The sequence below is a fragment of the Bacillus sp. SRI_025 genome, from assembly GCF_057592095.1.
The window spans coordinates 152,822-179,031 of the sequence record NZ_JBYEGB010000003.1 but is presented as its reverse complement, the minus strand read 5'-3'; the positions used below and the strand labels follow the sequence as shown (position 1 = coordinate 179,031).

At 43.9% G+C, this 26,210-nt stretch carries 27 protein-coding genes; 24 read left to right on the top strand and 3 right to left on the bottom strand.

Annotated elements, in window-relative coordinates; genetic code table 11:
• Nucleotides 1-46: 46 nt before the first annotated feature.
• The 8 genes from pdhA (at nt 47) to AC20OE_RS10550 (ending at nt 7,713) form a co-directional block, all read left to right on the top strand.
• The gene (gene pdhA / locus AC20OE_RS10585; RefSeq protein WP_039177954.1) at nt 47-1,030 is read left to right on the top strand and encodes a pyruvate dehydrogenase (acetyl-transferring) E1 component subunit alpha; all 984 of its coding nucleotides are present in this window, start codon (nt 47-49) and stop codon (nt 1,028-1,030) included.
• Between the two features lie 31 nt (nt 1,031-1,061).
• On the top strand, nt 1,062-2,042 hold the full coding sequence (locus tag AC20OE_RS10580; protein WP_034281944.1) for an alpha-ketoacid dehydrogenase subunit beta: 981 nt from the start codon (nt 1,062-1,064) through the stop codon (nt 2,040-2,042).
• A gap of 17 nt (nt 2,043-2,059) precedes the next feature.
• Nucleotides 2,060-3,385 (top strand): dihydrolipoamide acetyltransferase family protein, encoded by a 1,326-nt coding sequence (locus AC20OE_RS10575; protein WP_059376849.1) that lies wholly within the window; start codon nt 2,060-2,062, stop codon nt 3,383-3,385.
• A 12-nt stretch (nt 3,386-3,397) separates the two neighbouring features.
• Nucleotides 3,398-4,780, top strand: coding sequence for a dihydrolipoyl dehydrogenase (gene lpdA, locus AC20OE_RS10570; RefSeq protein ID WP_224928053.1), 1,383 nt, complete (start codon nt 3,398-3,400; stop codon nt 4,778-4,780).
• 31 nt (nt 4,781-4,811) lie between these two features.
• Nucleotides 4,812-5,507 carry an SDR family NAD(P)-dependent oxidoreductase gene (locus AC20OE_RS10565; protein WP_487268833.1) on the top strand — a complete coding sequence of 232 codons (696 nt, stop codon included), beginning with the start codon at nt 4,812-4,814 and terminating at the stop codon, nt 5,505-5,507.
• Nucleotides 5,485-6,270, top strand: a complete 786-nt coding sequence (locus tag AC20OE_RS10560) for an SDR family NAD(P)-dependent oxidoreductase (RefSeq protein ID WP_059376856.1) — start codon at nt 5,485-5,487, stop codon at nt 6,268-6,270. Before AC20OE_RS10565 ends, AC20OE_RS10560 begins: the two co-directional genes overlap by 23 nt.
• Nucleotides 6,271-6,363: 93 nt before the next feature.
• Entirely contained in the window at nt 6,364-7,320 is a 957-nt protein-coding gene (locus AC20OE_RS10555; RefSeq protein WP_024424944.1) for a sugar-binding transcriptional regulator, read from the top strand.
• A 63-nt stretch (nt 7,321-7,383) separates the two neighbouring features.
• Nucleotides 7,384-7,713, top strand: a complete 330-nt coding sequence (locus AC20OE_RS10550; RefSeq protein ID WP_024426788.1) for a hypothetical protein — start codon at nt 7,384-7,386, stop codon at nt 7,711-7,713.
• A gap of 13 nt (nt 7,714-7,726) precedes the next feature.
• Here the strand turns inward: AC20OE_RS10550 and AC20OE_RS10545 are convergent, their stop codons facing one another.
• Nucleotides 7,727-9,052: an APC family permease gene (locus AC20OE_RS10545; RefSeq protein ID WP_039177966.1), complete on the bottom strand. Its 1,326-nt coding sequence runs from the start codon at nt 9,050-9,052 to the stop codon at nt 7,727-7,729.
• A 329-nt stretch (nt 9,053-9,381) separates the two neighbouring features.
• Here AC20OE_RS10545 and AC20OE_RS10540 point away from each other — a divergent pair, with 329 nt between their 5' ends.
• Complete coding sequence (locus AC20OE_RS10540) at nt 9,382-10,338, top strand: ring-cleaving dioxygenase (RefSeq protein ID WP_047203045.1); 957 nt, start codon at nt 9,382-9,384, stop codon at nt 10,336-10,338.
• A gap of 31 nt (nt 10,339-10,369) precedes the next feature.
• On the opposite strand, the gene AC20OE_RS10535 is transcribed toward AC20OE_RS10540, so the two are convergent.
• Complete coding sequence (locus AC20OE_RS10535) at nt 10,370-11,656, bottom strand: S1C family serine protease (RefSeq protein ID WP_366204662.1); 1,287 nt, start codon at nt 11,654-11,656, stop codon at nt 10,370-10,372.
• 168 nt (nt 11,657-11,824) lie between these two features.
• Between AC20OE_RS10535 and proG the strand changes: the two genes are divergently transcribed.
• From proG to AC20OE_RS10485, 10 genes are all read left to right on the top strand, one after another.
• Nucleotides 11,825-12,649 carry a pyrroline-5-carboxylate reductase ProG gene (proG, locus tag AC20OE_RS10530; protein WP_366204663.1) on the top strand — a complete coding sequence of 275 codons (825 nt, stop codon included), beginning with the start codon at nt 11,825-11,827 and terminating at the stop codon, nt 12,647-12,649.
• 189 nt (nt 12,650-12,838) lie between these two features.
• Complete coding sequence (locus tag AC20OE_RS10525) at nt 12,839-13,663, top strand: M55 family metallopeptidase (RefSeq protein WP_039177972.1); 825 nt, start codon at nt 12,839-12,841, stop codon at nt 13,661-13,663.
• 18 nt (nt 13,664-13,681) lie between these two features.
• On the top strand, nt 13,682-14,617 hold the full coding sequence (locus tag AC20OE_RS10520; RefSeq protein WP_039177974.1) for an ABC transporter permease: 936 nt from the start codon (nt 13,682-13,684) through the stop codon (nt 14,615-14,617).
• Complete coding sequence (locus tag AC20OE_RS10515) at nt 14,614-15,576, top strand: ABC transporter permease (RefSeq protein WP_058838943.1); 963 nt, start codon at nt 14,614-14,616, stop codon at nt 15,574-15,576. The genes AC20OE_RS10520 and AC20OE_RS10515 overlap by 4 nt, the downstream gene beginning before the upstream one ends.
• A gap of 7 nt (nt 15,577-15,583) precedes the next feature.
• A complete protein-coding gene (locus AC20OE_RS10510) occupies nt 15,584-16,594 on the top strand; it encodes an ABC transporter ATP-binding protein (RefSeq protein ID WP_106025249.1) in 1,011 nt (336 codons plus the stop codon).
• Nucleotides 16,594-18,216: a peptide ABC transporter substrate-binding protein gene (locus tag AC20OE_RS10505; RefSeq protein ID WP_099663192.1), complete on the top strand. Its 1,623-nt coding sequence runs from the start codon at nt 16,594-16,596 to the stop codon at nt 18,214-18,216. Before AC20OE_RS10510 ends, AC20OE_RS10505 begins: the two co-directional genes overlap by 1 nt.
• 110 nt (nt 18,217-18,326) lie before the next feature.
• On the top strand, nt 18,327-19,268 hold the full coding sequence (locus tag AC20OE_RS10500; protein ID WP_058838945.1) for a S66 peptidase family protein: 942 nt from the start codon (nt 18,327-18,329) through the stop codon (nt 19,266-19,268).
• The gene (locus tag AC20OE_RS10495) at nt 19,265-20,344 is read left to right on the top strand and encodes a dipeptide epimerase (protein ID WP_342503173.1); all 1,080 of its coding nucleotides are present in this window, start codon (nt 19,265-19,267) and stop codon (nt 20,342-20,344) included. Before AC20OE_RS10500 ends, AC20OE_RS10495 begins: the two co-directional genes overlap by 4 nt.
• On the top strand, nt 20,344-21,261 hold the full coding sequence (locus AC20OE_RS10490) for a C40 family peptidase (RefSeq protein WP_268465294.1): 918 nt from the start codon (nt 20,344-20,346) through the stop codon (nt 21,259-21,261). Before AC20OE_RS10495 ends, AC20OE_RS10490 begins: the two co-directional genes overlap by 1 nt.
• Complete coding sequence (locus AC20OE_RS10485; RefSeq protein WP_144495115.1) at nt 21,251-22,219, top strand: ABC transporter ATP-binding protein; 969 nt, start codon at nt 21,251-21,253, stop codon at nt 22,217-22,219. The genes AC20OE_RS10490 and AC20OE_RS10485 overlap by 11 nt, the downstream gene beginning before the upstream one ends.
• Nucleotides 22,220-22,258: 39 nt before the next feature.
• On the opposite strand, the gene AC20OE_RS10480 is transcribed toward AC20OE_RS10485, so the two are convergent.
• Nucleotides 22,259-23,140, bottom strand: a complete 882-nt coding sequence (locus tag AC20OE_RS10480; RefSeq protein ID WP_268465291.1) for a dimethylarginine dimethylaminohydrolase family protein — start codon at nt 23,138-23,140, stop codon at nt 22,259-22,261.
• A gap of 179 nt (nt 23,141-23,319) precedes the next feature.
• On the opposite strand from AC20OE_RS10480, the gene AC20OE_RS10475 reads away from it, so the two are divergent.
• From AC20OE_RS10475 to AC20OE_RS10455, 5 genes are all read left to right on the top strand, one after another.
• Nucleotides 23,320-23,841, top strand: coding sequence for an acyl-CoA thioesterase (locus AC20OE_RS10475; protein WP_008346212.1), 522 nt, complete (start codon nt 23,320-23,322; stop codon nt 23,839-23,841).
• Nucleotides 23,842-23,955: 114 nt separating this feature from the next.
• Nucleotides 23,956-24,282: a PadR family transcriptional regulator gene (locus AC20OE_RS10470; RefSeq protein ID WP_058838949.1), complete on the top strand. Its 327-nt coding sequence runs from the start codon at nt 23,956-23,958 to the stop codon at nt 24,280-24,282.
• A 4-nt stretch (nt 24,283-24,286) separates the two neighbouring features.
• Nucleotides 24,287-25,045 carry an HAAS domain-containing protein gene (locus AC20OE_RS10465; RefSeq protein WP_064498355.1) on the top strand — a complete coding sequence of 253 codons (759 nt, stop codon included), beginning with the start codon at nt 24,287-24,289 and terminating at the stop codon, nt 25,043-25,045.
• Between the two features lie 105 nt (nt 25,046-25,150).
• Nucleotides 25,151-25,639: a small multi-drug export protein gene (locus AC20OE_RS10460; protein ID WP_039177994.1), complete on the top strand. Its 489-nt coding sequence runs from the start codon at nt 25,151-25,153 to the stop codon at nt 25,637-25,639.
• Nucleotides 25,640-25,657: 18 nt separating this feature from the next.
• Nucleotides 25,658-26,203: a GNAT family N-acetyltransferase gene (locus tag AC20OE_RS10455; RefSeq protein WP_151284228.1), complete on the top strand. Its 546-nt coding sequence runs from the start codon at nt 25,658-25,660 to the stop codon at nt 26,201-26,203.
• Nucleotides 26,204-26,210 lie beyond the last annotated feature (7 nt).

Here is a 26,210-nt window from a genome sequence, read left to right as displayed (position 1 = left end):
ATTACAAATGTAACATACAAGAACAAATGTAAAGGGGAGAGAAGAAATGCAAAAACAAATCACTTTGCCTGAACAGATTAGTCATGAGAAGTTAGCAGATTTATATAAACAAATGTGGTTAGTGAGATATTTTGATGAAAAGGTCGATCAATTCTTTGCAAAAGGACTTATCCATGGCACCACTCATTTATGTGTTGGACAGGAAGCGTCAGCTGTTGGATCGATTGCAGTGTTAAAGGATAAAGATAAGATCGTCAGCACACACCGAGGACATGGTCACTGTATTGCAAAAGGGGCCGAGGTCAATAAAATGATGGCTGAATTGTTTGGACGTGAAACCGGCTATTGTAAAGGAAAAGGCGGCTCCATGCATATTGCGGACTTAGAAAAAGGAAACCTTGGGGCAAATGGAATCGTTGGCGGCGGTATCCCGCTGGCAACAGGTGCAGCGCTCACATCTAAAATGAAGCAGGAAGGCTTTGTTGTTCTTTGTTTCTTCGGAGATGGTGCCACAAATGAAGGCAGCTTCCATGAAGCTTTAAACCTCGCATCCATTTGGGATTTACCGGTTGTGTTTATTTGTGAAAACAACCAGTACGGTATGTCTGGTCCTGTGAAAGAAATGATCAACATTGAAGATATTTCAACAAGAGCAGAAAGCTATGGAATGCCAGGGAAAACAGTTGATGGAAATGACATGGTTGAAATTATGAACACAGTTGATGAAGCAGTCAGCCGTGCGAGAGCGGGAGAAGGCCCATCACTTATTGAAATGAAAACGTACCGCTGGAAGGGTCACTCTAAGAGTGATGCGAAAAAATACCGTACACGTGAAGAAGAGACAGAGTGGAGACAAAAAGACGGCATCAAGCGCTTTAAGTCTCTCTTGATTGAACTGAATGTTTTGACAGAAGAGCAGGCAGCAAGCTTACAGGAAGAAGCGAAGCAGGAAATTGAAGCGTCTGTAGAATTCGCCAAAAACAGTAAAGAACCGTCAATCGACACACTATTAGAGGATGTATACGCCTAATTAGGAGGGGAATCACGTGACAAAAACAACAGTGAGAGAGATTTCATATTTAGAAGCCGTTCGAGAGGCTATGAGTCAGGAAATGAGAGAAAACCAAGATGTCTTCATTTTAGGTGAAGATATTGGCGTATATGGAGGTGCTTTTGGGGTCACGCGCGGCATGATTGAAGAATTTGGGCCAGAGCGCGTTCGCAATACACCTATCTCAGAGGCTGCCATCGCAGGTGGGGCAGTCGGAGCGGCTTTAACCGGTATGCGTCCGATTTTAGAACTTCAATTCTCTGACTTTATTACAATCGCAATGGATCAGCTTGTGAACCAAGCAGCCAAAACACGATACATGTTTGGCGGAAAAGGGAAGGTGCCGCTCGTTGTAAGAACGCCAGCAGGATCGGGAACGGGTGCAGCGGCGCAGCACTCACAAAGCTTAGAAGCGTGGATGGCACATATTCCAGGACTCAAAGTGGTTCAGCCTTCAACAGCCTATGATGCAAAAGGTCTTTTAAAAGCAGCGATGGATGATGACAACCCTGTCATTTTCTACGAGCACAAGCTTTTATATAAAACAATCGGTGAAGTGCCTGAAGAGCAATATTCAATTCCTCTAGGAAAAGCAGATGTGAAAAGAAGCGGGAAGGACGTCACGATTGTAGCAACAGCGATTATGGTACACAAAGCGTTAGAAGCTGCGAAGGAACTAGAAGCAGAGGGAATCGATGTTGAAATCATTGACCCAAGAACACTTGTCCCATTAGATGAAGAAACGATTATCGAATCTGTGAAGAAAACAGGTAAATGTATCGTGGTTCATGAAGCGGTAAAACGAGGCGGCTATGGCGGAGAGATTGCAAGTATGATAGCGGAAAGTGAAGCCTTTGACTACTTAGATGCTCCAATTAAACGACTTGGCGGTCTTGCGGTTCCAATACCATACAACCCGACGCTGGAAAAAGCGGTCATTCCACAAGTGCCAGATATTATTGAAGCAGCAAAAGAGCTTGTGCGCTCTTAAGTAAAGGGGAGAAGATCATGCCAAAAGAGATATTTATGCCGAAGCTAAGCAGTACGATGGAAGTCGGCACCTTGCTTCAATGGTTTAAAGAAGAAGGAGATTCGGTTGAAATCGGTGAGCCTCTTTTTGAAATTATGACAGACAAGATCAATATCGAAGTGGAAGCCTATGATGATGGTATTTTTCTAAAGAAATATTATGAAGCCGATGATCAAATTCCAGTCAATGCTGTCATTGGATATATCGGAGAGACAAATGAACAGGTGCCAAGCGAACCGCCAGCACAATCAGATGAAGATTCATCCGGCAGCAGCGAATCGGCTTCATCAGACACGGCTTCATCCAGTTCTACTGAAGCCCCAAAAACACCTAATGAAAAAGTGCGTGCCACTCCTGCGGCGAGAAAAATGGCAAAGGATCATCATGTGGCGATTCATGAGGTATCTGGCACAGGATCTAAAGGCAGAGTTCAAAAGCGGGACGTCGAGGCGGCTGTCCACTCTAATGAGAAAGACCAGCGCGTGTCACCTCTAGCAGAGAAAGTGGCTGCTCGTGAAGGAATCGATTTAGCGAATGTTGCTGGATCTGGTGCGCACGGAAAAATTATGAAGAGTGATGTAACGGCAGCAGCTGCACAAACAGCTGAGTCTTCTCCAGTCAAAACACAAAAACTAGCTGGCATGAGAAAAGTGATCGCTGATCGCATGTCACAAAGTGCCTTTACAGCACCGCACGTGACATTAACAAGTGAAATCGATATGACAAAAGCAAAAGAAGTACGCAAACAGCTATTGCCAGCGATTGAAAAAGAGACAGGCTACAGACTGTCGTTCACAGAAATTATCATTCATGCGGTTAGCAATGTACTCACGAGACACCCGCATATCAATATGACGTTTGAACAAAATGAGCTCCATTTCCATGATGATGTGCACATTGGTCTCGCTGTCGCTGTAAAAGATGGCTTAATGGTTCCAGTCATTTCTCATGCGAACCAAAAAGGATTAAAACAGCTGACAAAAGAGGCGAAAGAAATCGGCCGAAACGCACGTGACCAAAAACTGCTGCCAGACCAGCTGAAAGGGTCCACTTTTACCATTAGTAACTTAGGTATGTATGCCATTGATACCTTTACCCCGATTATCAATCAGCCAGAAGTGGCGATCTTAGGCGTTGGGCGCATTCAAGAAAAACCTGTTGTGGTAGATGGAGAAATTCAGGTGCGGCCGATGATGGGCGTTAGTTTATCGTTTGATCACCGAGTGGTAGATGGCGCACCAGCGGCTGCCTTTTTAACAGACCTTAAAAAAGTGCTTGAACAACCATTTGAATTGCTAATGTAGGAGATGAATCGGATGACGAAAACGTATGATCTGACAGTCATTGGCGGAGGGCCTGGCGGGTATACTGCCGCCCTTCAAGCAGCTGAGCGTGGACGGAAGGTCGCATTGATTGAAGAGGATTTTCTTGGCGGTACTTGTTTAAATCGGGGCTGCATTCCTTCAAAGACACTGCTCAAACATGCAGAAGTCATTGAATCAATTGAGAAGGCGAAAAGCTGGGGAATTGAAACAGGTGATTTGGTCCTTTCCTTCGATAAAATGAGAAAGCGCAAAGATGACGTCATTGAAAAGCTCAGAGGCGGAATTGCCTTTTTATTAAAGCAAGGAAAGATTGATGTATATAACGGCAGAGGTACAGCTGTGACAAGACACCAGATTGAGATTGAAAAACAAGACGGTTCAGAATCGATTGAAACGAAAGAGCTCATGATTGCCACTGGATCTTCACCCGCTATTCCGCCTATACCGGGCCTTAAAGACATTCAATTTGACACAAGTGATACGATCTTTGACATCCCAGATATTCCTGCTTCTGTCGTCATCATTGGCGGCGGTGTCATTGGACTTGAGCTGGCTTGTATATTCCAGAGCCTTCAATCAAAAGTCACGATTATTGAAGCAGCTCCGTCCATTATTCCGCAAGAGGATGAGGAAGCATCTAAGCTGCTAGAAAGAGAATTAAAGAAAAAAGGCATCCATATCGCGAAGAAAACCACTGTGACAGAGGTAACGGAAAGCGAAGGAGTCAAAGCGGTTCATGCATCAGACGATAAAGGGGAGACGCATATCTTTACGGCTGAAAGACTGCTTGTTTGTGTAGGAAGAAGACCTACTGTTTCTGCTGTCAGCCAGCTTGACCTTCAGCTGGATGGTCCTTTTATCAAGGTGAATGACAAGATGCAGACAAGCGTTGAAGGTGTCTATGCAGTTGGGGATGTTGCTGGCGGCTATCAACTGGCTCATGCAGCGATGGCAGAGGCCGCTGTTGCGGTCAGTAATATTTGCGGTGTGTCTGAAAAAATGAATGCTGATATCATGCCTAGATGTATTTATACATTACCAGAGGTAGCAAGTGTCGGTCTGACTGAGAAAGAGGCAAAAGCCAAAGGACTTAACGTGCGGGCAGAACGATTTGATTTAGCGGCAAGCGGTAAAGCACTAGCGGCAGGTGAGCAAACAGGCTTTATTAAATTGGTATACGATACAGCCTATGGTGAAGTGATTGGCGCGACGATGGTTGGCCCGCACGTCACAGAGATGATTTCAGAAGCTTCCTCCTTTATGTATTTAGAAGGAACAGCAGAAGAGATGGCGAAAATGATTCATCCGCATCCGACCATCTCAGAAGGTTTTTATGAAGCGGCACTTGATATCGTGAGTAAGCTGAGAAAATAATGGCCAAACAAGGGATAGGGAGGAGATACGTGTGCACGTCCAGCTTCATCAGAAAGCGGCACTTGTGACAGGTAGCACAGATGGATTTGGAGAAGCCATCTGCCTGGCTTTAGCCCGGGCAGGTGCACATGTTTTTTTACACACGTTTCATGATGAATCAAAGGCTAAAACCATTCGTGAAGACATTCAAAAAATGGGCGGTCAAGCGAGTATTATTCAGAATCCGCTGGAAACGCCGCGTGATGCTACACGGATGCTGAGGCAAGTGATTGATACATGCGGTAAACTGGATATTCTGGTCAATCAAGCAGAGCAAGGAGCAGGTGCAGAGCTTGATGACGTCAGCCCTGATGGATGGGTAGATGAAGTGGAATCGGCTGTAAATACCGTCTTTCTTTCCAGTCAGGCTGCCGTATGGCATATGGTTGATCAGAAGCAAGGCTGCATCATTAATATATCGTCATCAGGCAGTATCACAGGAGATGGCGGGATATCGCATGCTACTTCGAATTCTATTCTGAATGCCATGACAAAAGGGTTAGCGAGAGAATTTAAAGACAAAGGCATTCGGGTGCTTGCGCTGCTGCCTCCGCCTCTCGATTTGGTTCCTGATACAGAGCAAATCAAGGAGACTGTGGCCCATATGACGGTGTTCCTCAGTACATCCTATGGTGCATTTACAGATGGCGTGGCGATTATGCTTGATGGGGGTGAGAGCGCTGGCTAATGATCAAAAACCAGTTCTCATCGTTGGCGGAGCACAAGGGATCGGAAAAGAAATAGCTGAGCGTTTTTTAAAAGAAGGACAGCCAGTTGCTGTGTCAGATATAGATGAAAAGGGACTTTCGCTCTTAAAGACACAGTATCCTCAGCTGCTGATATTTCAAGCTGACGTTTCATCGTGGGAAAGTGTTCAGCAAATGATATCAGCAGCTGAAAGGGAGCTGGGCGGTATTGCTCATCTTGTGTATTCAGCAGGAATGACAAAATCACTACCTTTTTTAGAAGTCGATTTTTCACTCTGGAAAAAGACATTGGCTGTGAACTTATATGGTCTTTACTATTGCATCAAAGCGTTGGCACCCTATATGTGTGAGCGGCAGGAAGGCAGTGTTGTCATTATTGGATCGGGATCGGCCATCACCGGCTCAGGCGGCGGTATTCAATATTATGCATCAAAAGCAGGTGCTTTTGGATTGATGCGATCGCTCGTAAAGGACCTAGGCTCCCATCATATACGCATCAATGTGATTGCTCCCCGCGTGATTGAATCTCAAATGCTTGATACACTCTATCCGACTGTTGAGGAGAAACGGCAGCTGCAATCACTCATTCCCATCGGAAGGTTAGGAAAACCTGATGATATCGCGGGACTCACTTTATTTCTCACACGTGATGAGGGGAGTTATTTGCACGGACAAATTATCTTGTTAGACGGTGGGAGAACGTATCAGCCGAAATATACTGAGGGAAAAAGAGCGGAGAGTTAATCGCTCTTTTTGTCATTTTCATAACAATTGTTCCAATTGGAAACGAATGTTTGATATACTGGTAATCATAGTATATTAAAAGGATGATGTCACATGCTGAATTGGGAAGAAAGACGACAGCTCGTCAAAGTTGCTCATCTTTATTATACAGACGGGTGGACGCAGCAAGAAATTGCAAAAAAGCTCAATGTCTCAAGACCAGTCATTTCAAAGCTCTTACAAAAAGCAAAAGATGTGGGAATCGTTGAAGTGTACATTAAAGACGAAAGCATTCATACAGTGGAACTTGAGAAGCAGCTGGAAACAACCTTTCAATTAACAGATGCGGTCGTTGTCCCAAGTGTTGGGACAATGTCTGAGATGGTGAAGCGGGCAGTCGGTCAAGCAGGCGCCTATTATTTGTCTAAAAACATGAAAAATGCGGAGAAAATCGGTATTTCATGGGGGACGACACTTGCTGAGCTTGTCAAAGAATATCCGTTTGAACGAAGAAACGATGTGAAGGTCATTCCTTTAGAGGGCGGAATGGGCAGGCAGGCAGTCGATATTCATGCCAATCAGCTGGCATATGAGCTGGCAAAGAAAATGAACGGCACATGTTCCTATTTATATGCCCCTGCGATTTTAGAAACAGAAGAATTAAAAGAACGGCTTATGGCGATGCAGGACATAGAAGCTGTGCTTGAAGAAGGCAGAAATGTGGATATTGCCCTCATCGGTATTGGCAACCCGCATAAAGGGTCGACTTTAAAAACAGTCGGTTATTTAAAAGAAGAGGATTTATCTGGTTTAAGGCAATCAGGCGCTGTCGGTGATATTGGTTTTCGTTTCTTTGATGGAGAAGGAAAACCTGTCCAAGATGAACTGAATCAAAAGGTCATAGGCTTATCGCTGGAACAATTAAAGAGCGTCAAAACGGTCATCGCTGTTGTAGAAGGAACCCATAAAGCAGAAAGTATTTTAGGGGCTTTAAATGGCGGCTTCATCCAAGTACTGGTGACAGACGAACTAACGGCGGCAGCCATTTTAAAGGAAGCATCCGTGCAATAAAAGGCTTGCAGCGTTCGAATGGTATAACAAGAGCAACATCAAACGAGAAAGGAGCTGTGTATCTTGAAGAAAACCGAAATGGAAGCAAACCTACATTGTACTCGGTGCCAAGAAGAGACCCTCCACAGCATCGTTTATGTGAATGATCAGATGAAAAGCGTTGAGTGTACAGAGTGTCATCAAAAGATCAGTGTGCAAGTCGACATCATGAAGGAATTTTACAAAGAAGTATATGAGAAAATAGCGACAAAGCCAAAGCGGATCACGCAGGAATATAAGTCGAACCTGAATGGATTTATCTCAAGGCTCCCAATCCGCGTGCTTAGTAAGCCATACCGGCTCATGAGATATTTAAACGAATCATACAAAGTGATCAAACAATATAAAAAATAAAGCAGAGCACTGATTAGTGCTCTGCTTTATTTTGTGTTTTTTTCATATAATAATAAATAGGCAGTCCAGCCATCCCGATCAGCATGGAGATCAGGCAGCTTTTCCAATCGGTGATCATGGTGCTGATTAAGACGAATAATGAACCGATAATCGCAATGATTGGTGTCAGCGGGTAAAGTGGTACACTGTACGCACGCTTCATTCCGCTGTTTTGTTTTCTCAGCTTAAAGACGGCGAAAAAGGCCATGACATAAAAGATGTAGATCATGAAAATCGATACTTCAGACAGCTTCTCGGGATTACTGACGATCATAAACACAATGGCGATCAAAATTTGCACAAATACAGCGATCCAAGGTGTTTTAAACGTTGGGTGAATACGGGAAATCGCGTTGGCGAAAGGAATCTGCTTTCGTTCTGCCATCGCAAAAATCACACGTGGGAATGAAAGAACCTTTCCGTTCAAACAGCCAAAGATACTGATGATGATCCCAATACTAATGATTTTCCCGCCAATTGGTCCAAAGAGCATGGTAGCAGCAGTGCTTGTCGCATTTTCACCTAGCTGGACGATTTGATCAGCTGGCAGCACGTGCAAAAGTGCGACATTAATAAAGAGATAACAAGCCGTCACAATTAAAATTCCGCCTGCCATCGCGCGAGGAAGCAGTTTCTCAGGGTTTTTCATTTCTCCACCAAGCGCAGCAAGTAAAATCCAGCCATCATAAGCAAATAACGTAGCCAAAATCGCTGCACCGAAGTTCATTTGAGCGATGCTATCGTTGACAGCCATGAAGATGTTTTCGTTACCTTTCCATATGCCAAACACAATAATAGCGGCAATTGGGACAAGCTTTCCAATAGTGGTCAGCCCCTGAACAAATCCGCCGTATTTTGTTCCCATGATGTTGATGATACATAAAAATAAAACGGTGATAATGCCGATCGTCGTAGACCATAAAGTCGAAAGCGAAAATAAATTGGCTAATAATGAACCAAAATAAAGACCAAGTGCTCCAATGATGGCGGGTCCGTAAATAATAATCTGCACCCAGCCGCATAAGTAGCCCCAAAATTCACCATACACTTCTTCAAGATAGGCGTATAAACCGCCGGTTCTCGGGATTTGTGTACCAATTTCAGCGACAGTCAGTCCGCCTGCAAGGGTTAAGATTCCACCTAACAGCCAAGCGAATAATGCGATGTCTGAGCTCCCTGAATAGGAAAGGACGTTGCCTGGCTTCATAAAGACGCCTGACCCGATAATGGTCCCGATGACAAGAGATAGGGCGAAAAATAAGCCGATGTCTTGTTTTAACGCTGGTTGTTCTTTGTTCATTACACACGACCTCCTGCATCACTTTCGTACGTTACTGTGACATGTATTTTGTTCATTGTAATACGATTTTAGGAAAACAAGAATTAAAAAAATTTTCTGATTTTCGTATTTGTGATTGAAAGTGTTCGTTTATTGGAGATATTAGGGTGAATGTTGTGTTAAAAACGAACAATGAAAGAATATTTTCGATTTAATGTTAATTTAATGACCAGAAAGCGAACATCCAGTAAACGTACAGTCAAATGGTTGACTTTTCTTGAAAAATGAACTATTTTATTCATAAGGATATTATCTCGAATTCGAGATAATTTAAAATAGGAGTGAAAATAATGAAAATCAATGGGATTCACCACGTATCTGCGTTAACAGCCAATGCTCAGAAGAATGTTGATTTCTATCGCCAAATTCTTGGCTTGAAACTTGTAAAGAAAACAGTCAATCAAGATGACCCGTCTATGTATCATTTGTTTTATGGAGATGAGGTTGCTTCACCAGGAACAGAGCTAACATTCTTTGAGATTCCAATGCTTGCCCGCCGTTTGGAAGGGACAAATGCGATCACAAGCACAGGCCTTCTCGTTTCTTCTGAAGAGGCACTCACGTTTTGGGAAAAGCGGTTTGAAGATAAAGGCGTACAGCAAGAAACAGCTTCCTTGAGAGGCGGAAGACCTGCCTTGCGTTTTAAAGATCCAGAAGGGCAGCAGCTGTTTTTAACAGTAGAACCGAACGCACAAGAAGAAGGCTCACCGCCAGTGCATGACGATATTCCTGCAGAGTATGCGATTAGAGGTTTAGGTCCAGTTGAATTAACTGTTGCAGAAGCTGATAAGACGATCCGTGTTTTAACAGACATCCTTGGTTTCACCGAAAGAGCACGTGAACAATCAAATGATGGTGAGATCGTGACCATTTTTGAGTCAGGAAATGGCGGTGCTGGAACAGAAATTCATGTGATTGAAAAAACAGAAGGGCCTTCTGAACGTTCCGGCAGAGGAAGTGTGCATCATGTCGCATTCCGCGTGAAGGATGCAGAAGAGCTTGAAAAATGGTATGAAAAAATATCAAAAGCAGGCTTTACGAATTCTGGTGTTGTAGAACGTTTTTACTTTAAAGCTCTTTACTTTAGAGAGCCAAATGGTATTTTATTTGAAATTTCAACAGATGGTCCTGGGTTTACAGTTGATGAAGGGGTGGATGTACTTGGCGATCAATTAGCCCTTCCGCCATTCCTAGAGCATAAACGAGCAGAAATTGAACAAAGATTAACGCCAATTCAATCGTCATAAAAAAACAGCTCATAATTGAGCTGTTTTTTCATTAGGAACTGACCTGCTTAGATTCAGATTGTGTTAATGTGACCTGCTTCGTTTCTTGTTTTCCGTTTCGAATGAGGGTGATGCTCACGGTGTCTCCTACTTTTGCATTCGTGTATAGCTCGTGACGTAATTCGCTGCCAGTTTTGATTTGTTTTCCATTGATGGCGGTAATGACATCCTCTGACTTTAAGCCTGCTTTGGCGGCAGGTGAGCCAGCGGCGATTTCTTTGACATACACGCCTTGATCGAGCTGACTGCTTTTAAGTCCGAGTGTTTCTTTCTGATACACATCTGGAACTTGTTCGAGATCCAGCATACTGATACCGATATATGGACGTTCAATTTTTCCTTTTGCGAGAAGCTGATCAGCGATTGGTTTGACATCATTGATTGGCAGCGCGAACCCAATGCCTTCCACACCTGTTTCAGAGATTTTCATACTCGTGATCCCCACAACCTTTCCGTCTGGCGTCAGAAGCGGGCCGCCGCTGTTACCTGGATTAATGGCTGCATCTGTTTGAATGACATTAATGCTGCTTTCGCCTGCTGATGTGTTCATAGAGACTGTTCGATCGACACCGCTGACAATTCCTTGTGTCACCGTTCTTGAAAGGTCTTCACCAAGCGGGTTTCCGATTGCTATGACAGTTTCTCCAGCACGCAGTGAGGAGGAATTGCCTAATGCCGCCACCTTCGTCACATGACTGCTGCTAATTTCCACAACAGCTAGGTCAGTGAGCGGATCAGCTCCGACCAGTTTTCCTTCAATGGTTTTGCCATCGTGTAAGGATACGGTGAGTTTGTTTGCCCCTTCAATGACGTGGTTGTTTGTTAAGATATAGGCTTTATTGCCTGATTTTTTGAAAATGACTCCTGAGCCTGTACCGGTTTTTTCCTCTTGACTGCTTTTGTTTTGCTGTGATTCATCGAAAGGGTTACTGAAATCGCCAAAGCTCGTGTCTGTTTGAGTTTGTGCTTGGTAGTTTGTAATGCCGACAATTGCTGGTGATACATTTTCGACCATGCTGGAAATGCTGTTTGATGAATTTGCTGTTTGGACGGCTGTTGTTTTTGACGAATTCGTGTGATTTGTCGATACTGCTTCTGTTTTCGCTGCCGAATCATTTGCTGTGCTGTCTGATGAATGCTGAGCATATGGCGTAAGAACGTAGACACCTAACGCTAATATACCGCCCACAATTCCGCTGACGAATGGTTTAAACCAGCCATTTGGCTTCTTCTGTTTTTGAGGTTGTTCAATAGTTTGTTTATCATCTTTGTGAGTCATCCGAATCACTCTCTTTCATTGATTTTTTCATGTATGTGTTCAAGGTGTTTTACCGTATGTGGTGGTGACTGATTTTATCGTAAGAAAAAAGTGTGGGATAAAAATGAAAACATTGTGGGAAATTGTTAAAATAAGTAGTGAATCTTAGCAAATAGAGGAGTTTAAACTGTGGAGACAATCGGAATTATTGGATATGGAAGTATGGCTGATATGATGGTGCAAAAGTGGCTGGAAAAAGGGATACTTGATGCTCATCAAATCATGATCCATACAAGAAGTGAAACGGAACGCCTGCATCAGCTTAAAGAAAAGCACCAAGAAATCAGCATTTGTTCATTAGACGACCTTTCTGCGTCATGTGATATATTGTTTGTCTGCGTGCCGCCGCTAGCTGTACTAGATGTTCTAGATCAGCTGCCATCTAAAGCGAAAGCGGTACATATTGTGTCAGTAGCAGCAGCTGTGACATTAGAAAAGTTACAAGCACATACAACACAGCCAGTGTCTAGATACATCCCAACACTCACGTCAGCTGTTGGCACAGGCGTATCCCTTGTTGCGCATGGTGCAGCCGCAGGGCGTGAGAACAAAGAACGTTTACACCGTCTGCTTTCAGCTTTTAGCATCGTCAGGGAGGTAGAGGAAGACCGGTTTGATGTGGCAAGCAATTTGACAAGCTCATCTCCTGGTTTTATTGCTGCTCTGTTTGAAGAAATGGCGAAAGCGGCTGTGAGAAATAGTGATCTTTCCTTAGAGGAAGCGAATGAGTTTTTAACGTATGCCCTTTTAGGGACAGGCCAAATCCTTGTAGAACGAGGTCTCACCTTTGCTGAAACTGTCGATAGAGTGGCGACAAAAGGGGGAATTACAGGAGAAGGTGCTGAGGTCATTCAACAGCAGGCACCTCAGATGTTTGATGATTTATTTACACAAACCATGAAGAAATATGAACAGCTGAAATCGCAGATTAATGAAGCGGATAAACACCACTAAAGACATAGTTAGTGGTGTTTTATTTGTTAAAAAAATCCTTTCTGAAATAGTCTTTTGACCTGTATTATCTGAGTCTAAATTCCTTATTTTCAGACATTGTATTGAAAAATCAATCAAGTTCTCATATAATTTTTTAGAAAATTTAGAAAAATATACACAAATTTTATGTTTAATTAAAGGGGGATGGGAATGAAGCTCTATCTATCTGTCGATATGGAGGGAATTACTGGTCTAGCTGATCATACATTTGTTGATTCACGCCAGCATAACTATGAGCGGGGCAGACGCATTATGACAGGTGAAGTGAATGCCTGTGTAGAGGCGCTTATTCAGCATGGTGCCACCGACATTTTGGTGAATGACAGTCATTCTAAAATGAATAATCTTTTGATCGAAGAACTGCATGAAGAGGCAGTTCTCATATCAGGTGATGTAAAGCCTTATTCAATGGTGCAAGGGTTGGATCAAACCTATGATGCAGCTGTTTTTTTAGGCTATCATGCAAGAGCATCAATGAAAGGTGTGATGTCGCACAGTATGATTTTTGGGGTCAGACATTTTTACATAAATGATCATCCAATTGGTGAAATGGGCTTTAATGCGTATATTGCAGGCTACTATGGTGTTCCAGTGATTCTTGTTTGCGGGGATGATCAAGCAGCACTTGAGGCAGAAGAGCTGATGCCTGGTGTAAAGACAGTAGCGGTGAAAGAGACCATCTCAAGATCTGCTGTGAAATGCTTACCTCCTGCCAAAGTCAATAAACAAATCTCGCAGCAAGTGGAAGCCGCGATGAAACAGATTGATCAAATGAACCCGCTGACGCCTCCTGATCAGCCGCTGCTTAAGATTGAGTTTGCCAACTATGGACAAGCTGAATGGGCGAATTTAATGCCGGGTACTGCCATCATAGAAGGAACAACAATGGTAACGTACCAAGCAGAGAATATATTAGAAGCCTATCAAGCGATGCTTGTCATGACAGAGCTTGCCGCACGTACAACATTTTGTTAAGCGAGGGGGAGACAGCAGATGGCCAGCTTTTTGCTCAAGCGTTTCATTGCGATGATTGCCACGATCTTAACGATTACGACTTTAACGTTTATTTTAATGAAGGTCATCCCAGGATCGCCTTTCAATGAAGAACGAAATACAAACGAAACCGTCCAGCGAAACCTCGAAAGCTACTATCACTTAGACGAGCCACTCTATGTTCAATATGTCATCTATTTAAAATCCATTGTTACCTTTGATTTTGGTCCTTCCATTAAAAAGCCTTCTGAAAGTGTCAATGATCTATTGGCGAGAGGCTTCCCAGTCTCATTAGAACTTGGTCTTATCTCAATATTGATTGCTGTCATCTCTGGCATTCTGCTAGGGGTCATGGCTGCCCTCCGGCATAATGGTTTGATTGATTACATCGCTATGACCATTGCTGTTTTCGGTATATCCATTCCAAACTTTATCTTTGCTACCTTATTAATTCAGCAGCTTGCTGTCAATTTGAAGCTCTTTCCTACAGCGATGTGGACAAGTCCAATGCATATGGTGCTGCCTACAATCGCCCTTGCTGTCGGGCCAATGGCCATTATCGCCAGGTTAACGAGATCGAGCATGATTGAAGTGCTGTCGCAAGACTATATCCGTACTGCCAAAGCAAAAGGACTTTCTCCCTTAAAAATTGTATTTAAGCATGCGCTTCGAAATGCACTTTTACCCGTTGTGACCATTCTTGGAACACTGGTCGCAAGTATTTTAACAGGAAGTTTTGTCATTGAAAAAATATTTGCCATTCCTGGAATGGGAAAATACTTTGTCGAGAGCATTAACAACCGTGATTATCCTGTCATCATGGGAACCACTGTTTTTTACAGCATTATTTTAATCACACTTCTCTTCATTGTCGATGTGGCGTATCGTCTCCTTGATCCGAGGATTCAGCTGCATCAGAAAGGAGGAAAGGCATGAGTATACACCTTCAGCATGATCCACCGAACAGGCATCCTGAAGTCCCGGACGAATGGTTTTCTCCTCGAGAGCAAAAGAAAACGGAAGCCCATGCCATTAAAAGACCCTCTCTTTCCTATTGGGCTGATACATGGAGGCGGCTGAAGCAAAATAAGCTTGCGATGTTTAGTCTATCGGTCCTGATTTTCCTTTTTGTCATGGCAATCTTAGGCCCATTGCTTGCGCCAAATAGTGTGACAGAGCAGCGTCTTTCGATGCAAAATCTGCCGCCCTCGGCTGCTCACTGGTTCGGAACAGATGAGCTTGGGCGAGATGTGTTCACACGTACCTGGTACGGAGCACGCATTTCGTTATTTGTGGGCGTCATGGCAGCCCTGATTGATTTTGCCATCGGTGTGATTTATGGGGGCATAGCCGGCTATAAAGGCGGACGCTATGACCATATTATGATGCGGATTGTCGAGGTGCTCTACGGACTTCCTTATTTACTTGTCGTCATTTTATTGATGGTGCTCATGGGACCAGGGCTTGTCACCATTATTGTAGCGCTCACTGTCACCGGATGGATTGGAATGGCAAGAATTGTGAGAGGTCAGGTTCTTCAGCTGAAAGGCCAGGAATATGTCCTTGCCTCCAAAACCTTTGGTGCCAAAAGCCTGCGGATCATTCGCCGCAACCTTCTGCCGAATACGATGGGGCCGATTATCGTCCAGATGACCCTCACTGTGCCGACCGCGATATTTGCTGAAGCGTTCCTAAGCTTTCTCGGTTTAGGTATTCAAGCGCCGTTTGCAAGCTGGGGCGTGATGGCCAATGATGCTTTGCCGACTGTGCTGTCAGACAATGGACATTGGTGGCGTTTATTTTTCCCGGCATTTTTTATTTCACTCACGATGTTTTGCTTTAACAATTTAGGTGATGGCTTGCAAGATGCGCTTGATCCAAAGATGAAGAGGTGATGGTGCTGTGAAAAAAGTTCTGCAAATTATCGATCTGCACGTCAGCTTTCGAACATACGGCGGTTCAGTTCAAGCAGTACGCGGAGTGAATGTCGATGTTTATGAAAAAGAAACCTTAGCCATTGTAGGAGAATCAGGCTGCGGAAAAAGTGTGACATCACAAAGTATTATGAGGCTTCTGCCTGCATACAGCGCGCATGTTGATCAGGGAGAAATCTGGTTTCAAGACCGCAACTTGCTGTCATTATCTGAAAAAGAAATGCGCGCCATACGAGGTGTCGATATCTCGATGATCTTCCAAGATCCGATGACGGCACTCAACCCAACCTTGACAATAGGAGATCAGCTGATGGAAGCAGCGAAGGAACATCAAAAGCTGACAAAAAAAGAAGTGAAAGAAGCCGCCATACAGATGCTTGATTTGGTTGGTATTCCGCAGCCGAAGGAGAGGTTAAAGCAATACCCGCACCAATTCAGCGGAGGAATGAGGCAGCGGCTCATGATTGCAATGGCACTGATTTGTGAGCCAAAGGTGCTGATCGCAGATGAACCGACGACCGCACTGGACGTGACCATACAGGCACAAATTTTAGAGCTGTTTAAAGAGATTCAGAGGAAAACAGGTGTCACCATTATTTTAATCACACACGACTTAGGGGTCGTAGCCCAAGTTGCCGACCGGGTAGCGGTCATGTACGGAGGGAAAATGGTTGAAGTCGGAACAAGGCGAGATATTTTTTACAGTCCGCAGCATCCTTATACTAAAGGGCTCCTGCAATCCGTTCCAAGACTTGATATGAAAGATGAACTGATTCCGATTGAAGGAAGCCCGCCTGATTTATTTGCGCCACCAAAGGGCTGTCCGTATACCGATCGCTGCCCGGTGGCCATGAAAGTGTGTGATCATATCATGCCGCATGAAACGCAGCGATCACCTACTCATACAGTGCACTGCTGGCTCCAGGATGAGCGAGCGAACCAAGCGATGTTATCTTCAACACAAAGGGGGAGTTTTTGATGAGAAAAAAAGGGTGGATCATCAGTGTTTGTTTGTTCATCATCATGCTGCTCGCAGGATGTACAGCGAATGAGCAAGCAGGTAAAGGATCATCAAGTAGTAAAGGTGAAAAGAAAATATTAACCTTAAATAACGAAAACGAACCGACGTCATTTGACCCGCCGATTGGTTTTAATAATGTATCGTGGCAAGGGCTGAATAACTTAATGGAAGGATTAACGAGACTGAATGAAAAGCACGAACCATCTCCTGCAATGGCTGAAAAATGGGAGATTTCAGAGGATGGAAAAACGTACACGTTTCATTTAAGAGATGGTATCAAGTGGTCGAATGGTGATCCAGTGAAAGCGAGTGACTTTGAATATGCGTGGAAGCGTCTGCTCGATCCGAAAACAGGCTCCTCTGCATCGTTCTTAGCTTACATGATTGAAGGCGGAGAGGCATTTAACAGCGGAAAGGGAAAGAAAGAGGACGTAAAAGTCAGTGCTGAAAATGACAAAACGCTAAAAGTCACACTGGCATACCCGCAGAAGTCATTCTTAAATATGACCGCAAACCCTGCCTTTTTCCCTGTCAATGAGAAGGTAGCTGAGAAGGACCCAAATTGGGCAAAGGATGCCAAAACCTTTGTTGGGAATGGACCGTTTCAGCTGACAGAATGGAAGCATGATGAGAGCTTCACTATGGAAAAAAGTGAGACGTATTGGGACAAAAAATCAGTTAAGCTGGATCAGGTAAAGTGGCTGATGATCAGTGATCGCAACACTGATTATCAAATGTATCAATCGGGAGATTTAGATACTGCCTTCGTCCCAGCAGAACAAAGTGAAAATTTGCTGAAAAATAAAGATGTGCACATTGAAGATCAGGCAGGACTGTTCTTTTATCGTCTGAATGTGAACATGGAACCTTTTCAAAATAAGAACATTCGCAAAGCCTTTCAAATGGCGATCAATCCGCAAGATATCGTGGATTATGTAACGAAGAATAAAGAGAAGCCTGCCCGCGCCTTCGTTTCACCGGGAATTCTAGATTCAAAGGGTGAAGATTTCAGAGAAGCTGGCGGCGATCTTGTCAAACAAGATACGAGTGAAGCTGCGAAGCTATTAGAAAAAGGGCTGAAAGAAGAGAACTATTCGAAGCTGCCGCCCGTCACATTAACATATAGCACAAAGCCTGAGAACAAGAAAAAAGCTGAAGCCATCCAGCAGCAATTAAAAGAAGCGCTGGGTGTAGACGTGAAGCTTGCGAACATGGAAGCCAATGTATTTGCAGAAGATCAAAAGGCGCTGAAATTCCAATTCTCGCAAAGTTCATTTTTAGCAGACTATGCAGATCCGATCAATTTCCTCGAGAGCTTTCAAACAGGGAATGCGATGAACCGGACGGGATGGTCAAACGACACCTATGATCAGCTGATTAAAAAGGCGAGCCAGGAAGCAGATGAACAAAAGAGAAACAGCATCCTTCATGAGGCAGAGGCACTTCTCATGGAAGAAGCACCGATCATTCCAATTCATTTTTATAACCAAGTCCATTTACAAAAAGAGGGCGTGAAGGGGATTGTCCGCCACCCTGTTGGGTATATCGATTTGAAATGGGCGCAAGTAGATGGAGAGTAGTAAATGAGAAACACGGACGCTTTGGAAAAAAGCGTCTGTTCCTTTATTCGTTCATGTTATGGAGAAGATGCCCATAGATTGAAAGAAACAAAGAGAAAGAGGGGATTGGCATGAACCAGCTGCCAGCAGCGCTTCAAACAGGGGATACGGTGGGGATTATTGCACCAGCAAGCCCGCCTGATGAATTGAAATTAGCCAAAGGAATTGCCTTTTTAGAAAGCCTCGGGCTGAAGGTGAAAAAAGGGAAGTATCTCGATTCTCGGTACGGGTATTTAGCGGGGCGTGATCATGAAAGAGTGGAAGATCTTCATGGCATGTTTCAAGATCCAGAAGTCAAAGCAGTTATTTGTGCCTGCGGAGGGTACGGAACTGGAAGACTTGCGGAAGCCATTGACTATGATCTCATTCGCCGAAATCCGAAAATCTTTTGGGGTTATAGTGACATTACGTTTTTACATACGGCCATCCAGCAGCAGACCGGCCTTGTGACCTTTCATGGTCCAATGCTTTCCTCTGATGTGGGACTTGAAGAGGTTCATCCGTATACGAAGGATACCTTTTTGCAGCTGTTTGCCCCGAAGGCCTTTACGTATACGCATCACTTGTCACCTCTTCATACCTTCTACCCCGGCACTGCTTCAGGTGACATCATAGGAGGGAATCTTGCCCTCATCGTGACAACACTTGGTACACCTTTTGAAATTGATACGAAGGGAAAGCTGTTGTTCATTGAAGATATTGACGAAGAGCCGTATAAAATCGATCGCATGATGCAGCACCTCACCTCTGCTGGAAAACTGGATGATGCGGCAGGATTTATCATTGGAGATTTTCATCAATGTGAACCAAAAAAGAAAGACCAGTCCTTAACCTTGGAACAGCTGTGGGAAACCTATATTGTGCCGCAAAAGAAACCTGCACTCGGCGGCTTTCGGATCGGTCATTCATCACCGAACTTTGCCATTCCAATGGGCGTGCAGGCTGCACTAGATGCGGAGGGGAAAAAACTGCACATTTCCCCAGGCGTCGCAGCGAAAGAGGCGATCAAATGAAAATCGTGGATGTTCATACATGCAGAACGAGTGTACCGCTAAAAAAGCCTTTCAAAACCGCTTTAAGAACGGTGTATGACGCAGCATCTCTGATCGTCATCATCACATATGATCAAGGTGACGTCAGCTACGGAGAGGCAGTTCCCACGTCGGTGATTACAGGAGAAACGCTGGAAAGCATCGACTATGCCATCTGTGAAGTGATCAGACCCATTTTGCTCGGGGCTTCCTTGCCAGAGTATGAACAAATCTTTTCTGCTATGAACCGTGTGCTCGCAAGCAACACAAGCGCAAAGGCAGCAATCGATATGGCCATTTATGATGGGTTAGCAAAGCAGGCAGGACTTCCGCTTTATCAATACCTTGGCGGATATCGTCATCAGCTCGAAACCGACTATACGGTCAGTGTAAACCGTCCGCTCGAGATGGCAGAAGATGCGAAACAATACGCAGCCGAAGGCTTTCAGACGTTAAAGGTGAAAGTGGGGAAAGATGACATACACACGGATATTCAGCGGATCAAGCGGATTCGAGAAAAAGTCGGACCGGACATTCAGATCAGGCTCGACGCAAACCAAGGATGGACGTGGAAGGAAGCGATCACAGCCATTCGAAAAATGGAAGCACTGAATATTGAATTAGTAGAACAGCCAGTACCGAAAGAAGATATCGAAGGTCTGCGCCGTGTGACAGAAGCAACTGATACATTGATTATGGCAGACGAAAGCATTTTTAATTTTCATGATGCAATCAAAGTGCTTGAAACGAGAAGCTGTGATCTGATCAATTTAAAATTAATGAAATCAGGCGGCATAAAAGAAGCACTAAAAATCAATGCCCTAGCTGAAGCATACGGTGTTCAGTGCATGGTTGGCAGTATGATTGAGTCAAAGCTTGGCATTACAGCAGCGGCACATTTCGCCGCAAGTCAGCCGAATATCACCCGCTGCGATTTTGATGCGCCGCTTATGCTGAAAGAAGACATGATAGACGGAGGAATCGTGTACAAAGGAAAAGACATATTTTTACCGCTCGATCATGGGTTAGGCATTCAAGGGGTGAAAGGAGTCTCGTGATGATATATGAATCAAAGGTTCCAGTCGCTAACGTATGGACAGCGCCGCAGTCTCCGAGAGAAATCGATCGAAAGGTACTTCAGGACTCCATCAACATCAAAGAGTGGATTGACCAGCAAACATATGAAGAAAAGTTGGCTTTATGTGAAGAAAATTTGATTCAATCTCAAGTACTGCTCGGCGGGCGAGTGATTGGATTAGAAGAGGCAGATGGCTGGATGAAAGTTGTCATACCGCAGCAGGCCAGCCGGAAACATCCGCAAGGCTATCCAGGCTATATACCTGCTGAGCAATTAATCCAAGTAACAGAGGGAAGTGCGTCAGCGGCATCTCTGATCGTTTGTCAGAAAAAAGCCACGCTCTATCAAAACGGGGAACCCGATATGGAGATTAGTTTTTTAACAGAACTGGCAGCAGCTAAAGAAACAGATGATCAATTTTATGTTGTCACCCCAGTAGGAATAAGAGAAATCAACAAAGCGGATGTACGCCCAGTTTCACATGCTTACTCTTTGACCGGCAAAGATGTCGTAGACACAGGAAAACAATTTATTGGACTTTCGTATTTATGGGGAGGCATGAGCAGCTTTGGCTATGATTGTTCAGGCTTTGCTTACAGCATGTACAAAGCGTGCGGATATCTTTTGCCGAGAGACGCAAGTGACCAAGCAGTTCAAGGAACGCCGGTGACATCAAGCCATTTAGAACCAGGCGACTTGTTGTTTTTTGCAAATGAAAACGGAAAGGGAGCGGTCCGCCATGTAGGGATCTACGCTGGAGACGGGAAGATGCTTCATTCGCCTAAAACCGGCAGACAAATTGAACTGCTCTCCCTTTCTGGCACTTCATATGAAAAGGAATGGGCAGGTGCAAGGCGGTATTTACCAAGCGAGAGGAGGAGCGATCATGACAGTTGAACCACTTTTACAAGTAAACAACCTCAAAAAACATTTTCACCTATCAAAAGGGAGAACGTTAAAAGCGCTGGATGGTGTCTCTTTTCAGCTGAAACAAGGTGAAACCTTTGGTCTCGTTGGTGAATCTGGCTGCGGCAAATCCACACTTGGGAAAGTGCTCATGCGTCTTTATGAACCAACAGATGGTGAAGCCTTATATGAAGGGAAAAGTCTTCACCGCCTTTCTAAAAAAGAATCATTTGATTTCAACCGGCAAATGCAAATGGTCTTTCAAGATCCGTATTCCTCCTTAAATCCGAGACTGTCAGTAAAAGATATTATGCTGGAGCCAATGGAGATTCATCAGCTTTATGGCAGTCAAAAGAAAAGGATTGCCCGCGTAAAAGAACTGCTCGAAGCGGTGGGGTTAAGCTATGATTTTGCCACCCGCTATCCGCACGAATTTAGCGGAGGACAGAGGCAGAGAATCGGCATTGCAAGAGCACTTGCCTTGGCGCCAAAGTTTATTGTGGCAGATGAGCCAATTTCTGCACTAGACGTCTCCGTTCAAGCGCAGGTCGTGAATCTGCTGAAGAAACTGCAAAAAGACGAAGGATTAACTTTTCTTTTTATTGCACATGACTTGTCGATGGTGAAATATATTAGCGACCGAATCGGTGTCATGTATTTAGGCCATCTCGTTGAATTGACGACGAGTGATGCATTATATCAAACACCGCTTCACCCATATACACAAGCCTTGCTGTCTGCCATCCCCATTCCAGATCCTGACGTAGAGGACAAGCGCAAAAGGTTTATTTTAAAAGGAGAAATTCCAAGTCCAGTGAACCCGCCAAGCGGCTGTGTATTTCGAACAAGATGTCCTGCCGCGATGGATGTGTGTGCTGAAAAAAAGCCAGTATTACAAGCAGTGGAAGAAGGACATGAAGTCGCCTGTCATTTATATAATAGAAAATAGGACAAGCCAGATAAAAAGCCAGCAAGTAGACAAGCTGTTCTACACGCTGGCTTTTTTAATAGATGAACGCCGAATAGGTAATGTGCAGCATCTGAACGAGCCGCCAGATTTAATAATTTCAGAAAAGTCCACTTCAATAACGGTGTACCCGTGAGAGATTAATGCAGCATTTGTTTCTTGGTTGCTTGGCAAGCTGATCACTTTTTTCTGCCCAATGGATAAAACATTTGGTCCAAGTGTGAATTGCTCTTGTTCACTGATTTCAACAAAATGATAATACGTTTTGAGCAGCTGGAGATCCTTTTGCTTAAACGCTTCAGGATAAATGATTATCTCGTCATGAGACAGAATATTCATCACACAATCGAGATGCAAAATGTGAGGAGGAAGGTGAATTGGGATGATGTCGTGATCCGGCAGTTCCTTTTTGAGCTGGTAGATAGCGGCTGGACTAGTTCTTTTGCTCGTGCCAACAAACACACGGTTCTGATCCACAAGCACATCGCCGCCTTCAATCGTTCCTTCTGTCAAGGTGACAGCTGATAACCCGTTTGCCTGTGCCCACTCTTTTAGACATTGTTCTTCCCCTTGCCGAACCGGAGTGGCCATCTTTGAAACAAACAGTGTATGTCCAATCGTAAACCCAATATCCCGAGTGAAGACTTGCTCAGGGAAGCGGTCATTCGCTGGGAGCAGGATGGGCCGTACTTGATGATCTTTAAGCGTTCGGATCAATTCTTTATGCTGAGCGACTGCTTTCATTTGAGAAATATTTTCTTTCGCAAAATGTTTCTGTGTTTCGTTGATAATTTGTTTGATTTCCATATAAATAGGACTGCATAAAAGAACTTCTTCTAAATCGTCGTATTCACTCATGCATTGCGGCATTTTGTATAATTGCTCTGCTCTCATCGAATCCATCAAATGGCCTCCTTGTTCGTTCATAGTTCTATTATTCCTTCTTCTTGTCATGGTTGAAACATTTCCGAAAGAAAATCTCTCACATAAGACTAAAGCAAAAAGTTTAGACAAACCTAAAAGAATAGTGTTTAATAAAAGTCGTTCCGCATCTACGAAAACAGCAAGAAGGAGCTATGATGATGAGTGAAGAAAATTTCAAATACTGCAAGGAATCGAAAGTTGTAAAAACCAGCAGGGTATTCCCTCTCGATACGAATAACCACCAAACGTTATTTGGCGGGAAATTAATGAGCTATATAGATGACATTGCCTCTATCTCGGCAGCAAGACACAGCCGCAGTGAAACGGTCACAGCTTCAATGGATTCTGTTGACTTTTTAGAGCCGATTGGACAAAAGGAGTCAGTATGCTTGGAATCCTATGTCACATGGGTCGGCACGTCTTCTATGGAAGTGTTCGTTAAAGTCATTAAAGAAAACTTGATGTCTGGAGAACGCAGGCTCGCAGCGACTTCATTTCTGACATTTGTCTCATTAGATGAAAACGGAAAGCCTAAACGAGTCCCGCAGGTGATGCCGGAAACAGAAGAAGAGATCATGCTTCATCAAACAGCGAAGCAGCGGGCAGAGGAAAGAAAAAGCCGCCGAAAACATAGTAAGGCGCTTGCTGACGCACTTGGGACAGATAAACCTTGGGCGTAAAAATCACCCTTTAAGCGGTGATTTTTTTCTAGTACGGTATCTTGCATGGCAAGATAGTGTATGGTAAGATGAAGCTATCTTGTGATGCAAGATACTGAAACCGGAGGAACGATTATGACAACATCCACACAAATGCTAAAAGGAATTTTAGAAGGCTGCCTGCTGTCGATTATTTCTGAGGGTGAAATTTATGGGTATGAAATGACGAAGAAGCTCGCGCATTATGGGTTTGATCAAATAAGTGAAGGCAGTATCTATCCGATTTTGCTGCGAATGCAAAAGGAACAGCTGGTGACCACTGTCACAAAAGCTTCAGCAAGCGGACCGAAAAGGAAATACTATACGCTCACACAAGCGGGTGAACTAGCGCTCACAGAGTTTATTGCCCGCTGGGATGAGCTTTCAAATAATGTAAACCGCTTATTACAAAAAGGGAAGTGAGATTATGGTATCAAAAGAAACACGACACATTTTACTAGAGCTGCAACTTTATCTCATATCAAAGGGAAAAAATCAGGATGAGATTGATGAGCTGATGGACGAACTGACCACACATGCGGTTGAGGCTGAAAAAGACGGCAAAACAGGAGAGGATGTGTTCGGCGGAGATCCGCGGAGCTATGCAGATGAACTCTCAAAAGAGCTGTCAGGAAATCATAAAGACTGGGTGCCGTTTGTCAGTGCTTTTTTAATTGGGTCACTTTTTTACATGATTTTATCAGATGCAATCAGCCAAAATTTATCGTATTCTTGGTTTGCTTTGATTGGATATCCAATCGTTTTAGTGGCCAATGTGATCATGATCATTGTGATGTTTAGAGCGACCGCCTTTCAAACAAGCAGCCGGGTATTCCTCTACTTTTGGTTATTAGGAATTTTTCAGCTGACAGCAATGGTGACAATCAAACTTTTGGATCAAAAACTTGGTACGCCATTACTTGTACTTACTTCAGGACAAAGATGGGGCGTCATTCTGCTTATGCTGCTATGTATCGTTGTATTCAATGCAATCTTAAAGGCGAATGTCGTTTCATTGATTCCGCTCATCTTTTTCGGACCGCAGCTCATATTCGAATGGATTGGCTGGACGTCACCAAGTGTGATTTTACTGCAAAGCCTGCTGTCTATTGTGATTTTAATAGGGCTTATGCTCATTGTCCTGCGCCGAGCAAATAAGAAAAATGAAAATACGAATGTAAACTGAGCACATCCGATCCGATGTGCTTTTCTTTTTCTAAAAAAAAGTAGAAATGGAATTGTGTTTTTCATTACAATGGGGAGAGGACAAAAATGAAAAGGGGTTCTGTTTTTGGATATCGTATGGGGATATGTACTCGTTTTTGTATTGGCTGCTTTGCCTTTTTTTGAAGTGATTGGTGTCGTTCCATTCGCAATCTTAAGTGGACTGCATCCTGTGACAACAGCTGTGATTGGATTCATCGGCAACTTTCTCACAGTCTTGTTTCTCATTGTGTTTGTGGACCGGTTTAAAGCATGGTGGTTAAAGAGAAAAGAAGAGAAAGGTGATGAAAAAGGAGAGAAAAAGCAGCTGCGGGCGAGAAAAATTTGGGAACGATACGGTCTGCCTGGATTAGCGCTCATTGGTCCTTTTATCATCGGAAGTCATTTAGCCGCCTTGATGTGCATGAGCTTTGGAACGAAAAGAAAGCAAGTCGCGGTGTGGATGACCGTGAGCTTAATGATGTGGACAGCGCTGGCTGCTAGTTTAACCGGTGCGGGCTTCCATTACTTTGCCCCAGATTCAAATGGTTTGTTCGGAGATATTTTTAGCAAGTAAAAAAAGGGAGGATCATCAATGACAGTTCAAACAAGAACAGTATTTGAAACAGAGCGCCTGAAACTGAGAACGATGAATGAACATGATGCGTCATTTTTATATGACGAGCTGTTTCAAGACGAAGAAGTGATGAAGTATTATCCTTCTTTGAAGGATGAACAGCAGACAAAAGAGTGGATTGCATGGAATCAAAAAAATGACCGCACGTACCACACCTCGCTATGGATCATTGAAGATAAAGAAACAAATGAACGACTTGGACAAAGCGGAATTGTCCTGCAAAATATTGAAGGGCAAACAGAGCTTGAGATCGGCTATATGCTAAAGAAAGCGGCGTGGGGGAATGGCTATGCTGCGGAGGCTGCAAAAGGCTGTCTCACCTATGGATTTGAAGAAATGAAGGTCAGACGGATGGTCAGCCTAATTCGTCCTGAGAATGAAGCGTCGGTGAAGGTCGCTTTAAAAATGGGCATGAAAAAAGAAAAAACCATTTCAAAATGGGACCAAATCATTGATGTATACAGCATCACCCGTAACGGAGAAAACGGCTCGCTTACCGAATAAGCAGAGC

Excerpts from the sequence above, each read along its gene's own strand:
- AC20OE_RS10485 (WP_144495115.1), top strand. The coding sequence starts at position 21,251 with ATGACAGTTGAACCACTTTTACAAGTAAACAACCTCAAAAAACATTTT.
- AC20OE_RS10560 (WP_059376856.1), top strand. The coding sequence starts at position 5,485 with ATGGGGGTGAGAGCGCTGGCTAATGATCAAAAACCAGTTCTCATCGTT.
- AC20OE_RS10455 (WP_151284228.1), top strand. The coding sequence starts at position 25,658 with ATGACAGTTCAAACAAGAACAGTATTTGAAACAGAGCGCCTGAAACTG.
- AC20OE_RS10500 (WP_058838945.1), top strand. The coding sequence starts at position 18,327 with ATGAACCAGCTGCCAGCAGCGCTTCAAACAGGGGATACGGTGGGGATT.
- lpdA (WP_224928053.1), top strand. The coding sequence starts at position 3,398 with ATGACGAAAACGTATGATCTGACAGTCATTGGCGGAGGGCCTGGCGGG.
- AC20OE_RS10535 (WP_366204662.1), bottom strand. The coding sequence starts at position 11,656 with ATGACTCACAAAGATGATAAACAAACTATTGAACAACCTCAAAAACAG.
- AC20OE_RS10495 (WP_342503173.1), top strand. The coding sequence starts at position 19,265 with ATGAAAATCGTGGATGTTCATACATGCAGAACGAGTGTACCGCTAAAA.
- AC20OE_RS10505 (WP_099663192.1), top strand. The coding sequence starts at position 16,594 with ATGAGAAAAAAAGGGTGGATCATCAGTGTTTGTTTGTTCATCATCATG.
- pdhA (WP_039177954.1), top strand. The coding sequence starts at position 47 with ATGCAAAAACAAATCACTTTGCCTGAACAGATTAGTCATGAGAAGTTA.
- AC20OE_RS10575 (WP_059376849.1), top strand. The coding sequence starts at position 2,060 with ATGCCAAAAGAGATATTTATGCCGAAGCTAAGCAGTACGATGGAAGTC.
- AC20OE_RS10515 (WP_058838943.1), top strand. The coding sequence starts at position 14,614 with ATGAGTATACACCTTCAGCATGATCCACCGAACAGGCATCCTGAAGTC.
- AC20OE_RS10540 (WP_047203045.1), top strand. The coding sequence starts at position 9,382 with ATGAAAATCAATGGGATTCACCACGTATCTGCGTTAACAGCCAATGCT.
- AC20OE_RS10490 (WP_268465294.1), top strand. The coding sequence starts at position 20,344 with ATGATATATGAATCAAAGGTTCCAGTCGCTAACGTATGGACAGCGCCG.
- AC20OE_RS10475 (WP_008346212.1), top strand. The coding sequence starts at position 23,320 with ATGAGTGAAGAAAATTTCAAATACTGCAAGGAATCGAAAGTTGTAAAA.
- AC20OE_RS10470 (WP_058838949.1), top strand. The coding sequence starts at position 23,956 with ATGACAACATCCACACAAATGCTAAAAGGAATTTTAGAAGGCTGCCTG.
- AC20OE_RS10525 (WP_039177972.1), top strand. The coding sequence starts at position 12,839 with ATGAAGCTCTATCTATCTGTCGATATGGAGGGAATTACTGGTCTAGCT.
- AC20OE_RS10545 (WP_039177966.1), bottom strand. The coding sequence starts at position 9,052 with ATGAACAAAGAACAACCAGCGTTAAAACAAGACATCGGCTTATTTTTC.
- AC20OE_RS10555 (WP_024424944.1), top strand. The coding sequence starts at position 6,364 with ATGCTGAATTGGGAAGAAAGACGACAGCTCGTCAAAGTTGCTCATCTT.
- AC20OE_RS10480 (WP_268465291.1), bottom strand. The coding sequence starts at position 23,140 with ATGGATTCGATGAGAGCAGAGCAATTATACAAAATGCCGCAATGCATG.
- AC20OE_RS10520 (WP_039177974.1), top strand. The coding sequence starts at position 13,682 with ATGGCCAGCTTTTTGCTCAAGCGTTTCATTGCGATGATTGCCACGATC.
- AC20OE_RS10465 (WP_064498355.1), top strand. The coding sequence starts at position 24,287 with ATGGTATCAAAAGAAACACGACACATTTTACTAGAGCTGCAACTTTAT.